Origin of the sequence: Streptomyces sp. E11-3 (genome assembly GCF_046540415.1) — a bacterium.
Classification (GTDB): domain Bacteria; phylum Actinomycetota; class Actinomycetes; order Streptomycetales; family Streptomycetaceae; genus Streptomyces.
On sequence record NZ_JAZGRL010000062.1, the window covers coordinates 1 to 3,051 of the forward strand.

Consider the following 3,051-nt stretch of genomic DNA (forward strand, 5'->3'; position numbering starts at 1 on the left):
CGCGCCCCACACGTACGGCCGCGTAACGCCCCCACGCCCCTCCCCGTTGAAGATCACAGCGGGACCGGGCATCCAGTCCGACCTCCCGGAGAGCTGACAACAGGCGCCTAGAACCGGGAGCTGACGATCAGGCACACACACGGGCCCCAGCAGCCTGGCCGCAGGGCCGTACTCGGCCTCGGCCTGACCGTGGCAACGGTCACCGCGACCCCAACCCCATGGGCACGCGCGGCACCGACCCCGGGCCGAAAGCCGAACACGGCACCGACCCCGCACCACAAGCGGCCCGCGGCAGCCCCGCTCCCGGACCGAAAGCCCCCCGCCCTCGCCGCCGCGGGCCGCCAGCTCCTGGCCGGGCAGCTCCGCCACACCACAGTCCTGCAGTCCTTCGCCTTCGACGACCCGCGGGGCCACATCTACGCGTTGCAGGTGCTGCCGAGCGGCCTCCAGCTGCCCGGCGAGGACGCACCCCTCAGCCACGCCGAACGCTCCCGGAACGGCGACCTCTGCCTCAACCGCCTGACCCTGGACGGCTTCCCGGCCGGGCACATGTACCTGAAGGGCTTCGGCCACGGAGGCTCGATCGGCCTCCAGCCGTCCACCGTGGGCATCACCCTGTGGACGGAGTGGGACGCCAACCCCAGGTCCGGCTACGGCCGCGGCGTGTGCCGCTTCCGCTTCACCCCTGGCCGGGTCATGTCCCGTGACAGCGGCGACCTGCGCACGTACCGCCCCGTCCCCGGCTCCACCAGCAACTATCCCGCGCTCGACGTGGTCCACCACCGCCTGCTCCTGCGCTACAAGACAAGGGGCGTGGCCCGCTTCGCGCTCTACGACCTGACCCAGTTCGGCGCCCGCAGATTCCGTCCCCTGGCCGACTTCCCCCAGCCCGGCGCGGACCTCCGGCTGCCCTTCCAGGGCATGGCCCTGTACGGCAACCACGCCTACCAGCTGCTCGGCAGCGCGTACGGCCCCGACAACCCGGCATCCTCCGGCGGCGACGCCCGCCTCTACCGCATCGATCTCCGCACCGGCCGGGTCGTCTGGGAACAGCTGGAACGAACCGCGCCGGACCTGGACCCCCGCGAGCCAGAGGGCCTGGCCATCCTGCACCGCCGAGGCGACGAGCCCCGCCTCTGCCTGGGCTTCACCGAGGGCCCGGCGGGCGCCCGCCGCTTCCGCCTGTACTACAAAGCACTCAGCTGACCAGGCGGCAATCCCCGGCCATACGGCACACTGGACGTTTGGCCTCTCGAAAGGGTGCGCGCGTGAACGGTCCCCTCATCGTCCAGTCGGACAAGACCCTGCTCCTGGAAGTCGACCACGAGCAGGCCGACGCCTGCCGCCGTGCCATCGCGCCCTTCGCCGAGCTGGAGCGGGCGCCCGAGCACATCCACACCTACCGGGTGACCCCGCTGGGGCTGTGGAACGCGCGGGCCGCCGGGCATGACGCGGAGCAGGTCGTGGACGCGCTGGTGGAGTTCTCGCGGTACCCCGTGCCGCACGCGCTGCTGGTGGACATCGCCGAGACCATGGACCGGTACGGGCGGCTCACGCTCAGCAAGCACCCCGCGCACGGCCTCGTGCTGACCAGCACCGACCGGCCCGTACTGGAGGAGGTGCTGCGGTCCAAGCGGATCGCGCCGCTGGTCGGGGCACGGATCGACCCGGACACGGTGGTGGTGCACCCCTCCGAGCGCGGGCAGATCAAGCAGACCCTGCTGAAGCTGGGCTGGCCGGCCGAGGACCTCGCGGGATACGTGGACGGCGAGGCGCACGCCATAGAGCTGGTCGAGGACGGCTGGGCGCTGCGCCCGTACCAGAAGCAGGCCGTGGAGAACTTCTGGCACGGCGGCTCCGGTGTGGTCGTCCTGCCCTGTGGGGCCGGAAAGACCCTGGTCGGGGCCGGGGCGATGGCTCAGGCGAAGGCGACCACGCTGATCCTGGTGACCAACACCGTCTCCGCGCGGCAGTGGAAGCACGAGCTGGTGAAGCGCACCTCGCTCACCGAGGACGAGATCGGCGAGTACAGCGGGACGAAGAAGGAGATCCGGCCGGTCACCATCGCCACGTACCAGGTGCTGACCACGAAGCGGAAGGGCGTCTACCCACACCTGGAGCTCTTCGACTCCCGCGACTGGGGTCTGATCCTCTACGACGAAGTGCATCTGCTGCCCGCGCCGGTCTTCAAGTTCACGGCGGATCTGCAGGCCAGGCGGCGGCTCGGGCTGACCGCGACGCTCGTACGCGAGGACGGCCGCGAGTCGGACGTGTTCTCCCTCATCGGCCCGAAGCGGTTCGACGCGCCGTGGAAGGAGATCGAGGCGCAGGGGTACATCGCGCCCGCCGACTGTGTGGAGGTACGGGTCAACCTGACCGACAGCGAGCGGATCGCGTACGCCACCGCCGAAGCCGAGGAGAAGTACCGCTTCTGCGCGACCACCGCGACCAAGCGGAAGGTCACCGAGGCGCTGGTGGCACGGCACCACGGCGAGCAGACCCTGGTCATCGGGCAGTACATCGACCAGCTGGACGAGCTGGGCGAGCATCTGGACGCGCCGGTCATCAAGGGCGAGACGACGAACGCGCAGCGCGAGAAGCTCTTCGACGCGTTCCGGGAGGGCGAGATCTCGGTGCTCGTCGTGTCCAAGGTGGCGAACTTCTCGATCGACCTGCCGGAGGCGACGGTGGCGATCCAGGTGTCGGGGACCTTCGGGTCCCGGCAGGAGGAGGCGCAGCGGCTGGGGCGCGTGCTGCGGCCGAAGGCGGACGGCCACGAGGCCCGCTTCTACTCCGTCGTCGCCCGCGACACCATCGACCAGGACTTCGCGGCGCATCGGCAGCGGTTCCTGGCGGAGCAGGGGTACGCGTACCGGATCATGGACGCGGGGGATGTGCTGGCGGAGGGGTAACCGGCGTCGGGGCCGCCGGTCAGCGGCGCCGTACGACGCCCGCTTCCTCGCCGTACTCGCCGAGTACGACGACGCTCACGGCGGCGGCCGCGAAGACCTTGACGGCGCGCAGGGCGTTGCCGACGTGGTGGGTGTGCCG

General features: G+C 71.0%; 2 protein-coding genes. Both read left to right on the forward strand.

The genetic code is table 11. The annotated features are described in order from the left end of the window. Nucleotides 1-189: 189 nt before the first annotated feature. Nucleotides 190-1,206 carry a teichoic acid biosynthesis protein C gene (locus tag U9R90_RS34925; RefSeq protein ID WP_411061409.1) on the forward strand — a complete coding sequence of 339 codons (1,017 nt, stop codon included), beginning with the start codon at nt 190-192 and terminating at the stop codon, nt 1,204-1,206. A 62-nt stretch (nt 1,207-1,268) separates the two neighbouring features. After that, complete coding sequence (locus U9R90_RS34930; protein ID WP_411061411.1) at nt 1,269-2,912, forward strand: DNA repair helicase XPB; 1,644 nt, start codon at nt 1,269-1,271, stop codon at nt 2,910-2,912. Nucleotides 2,913-3,051 lie beyond the last annotated feature (139 nt).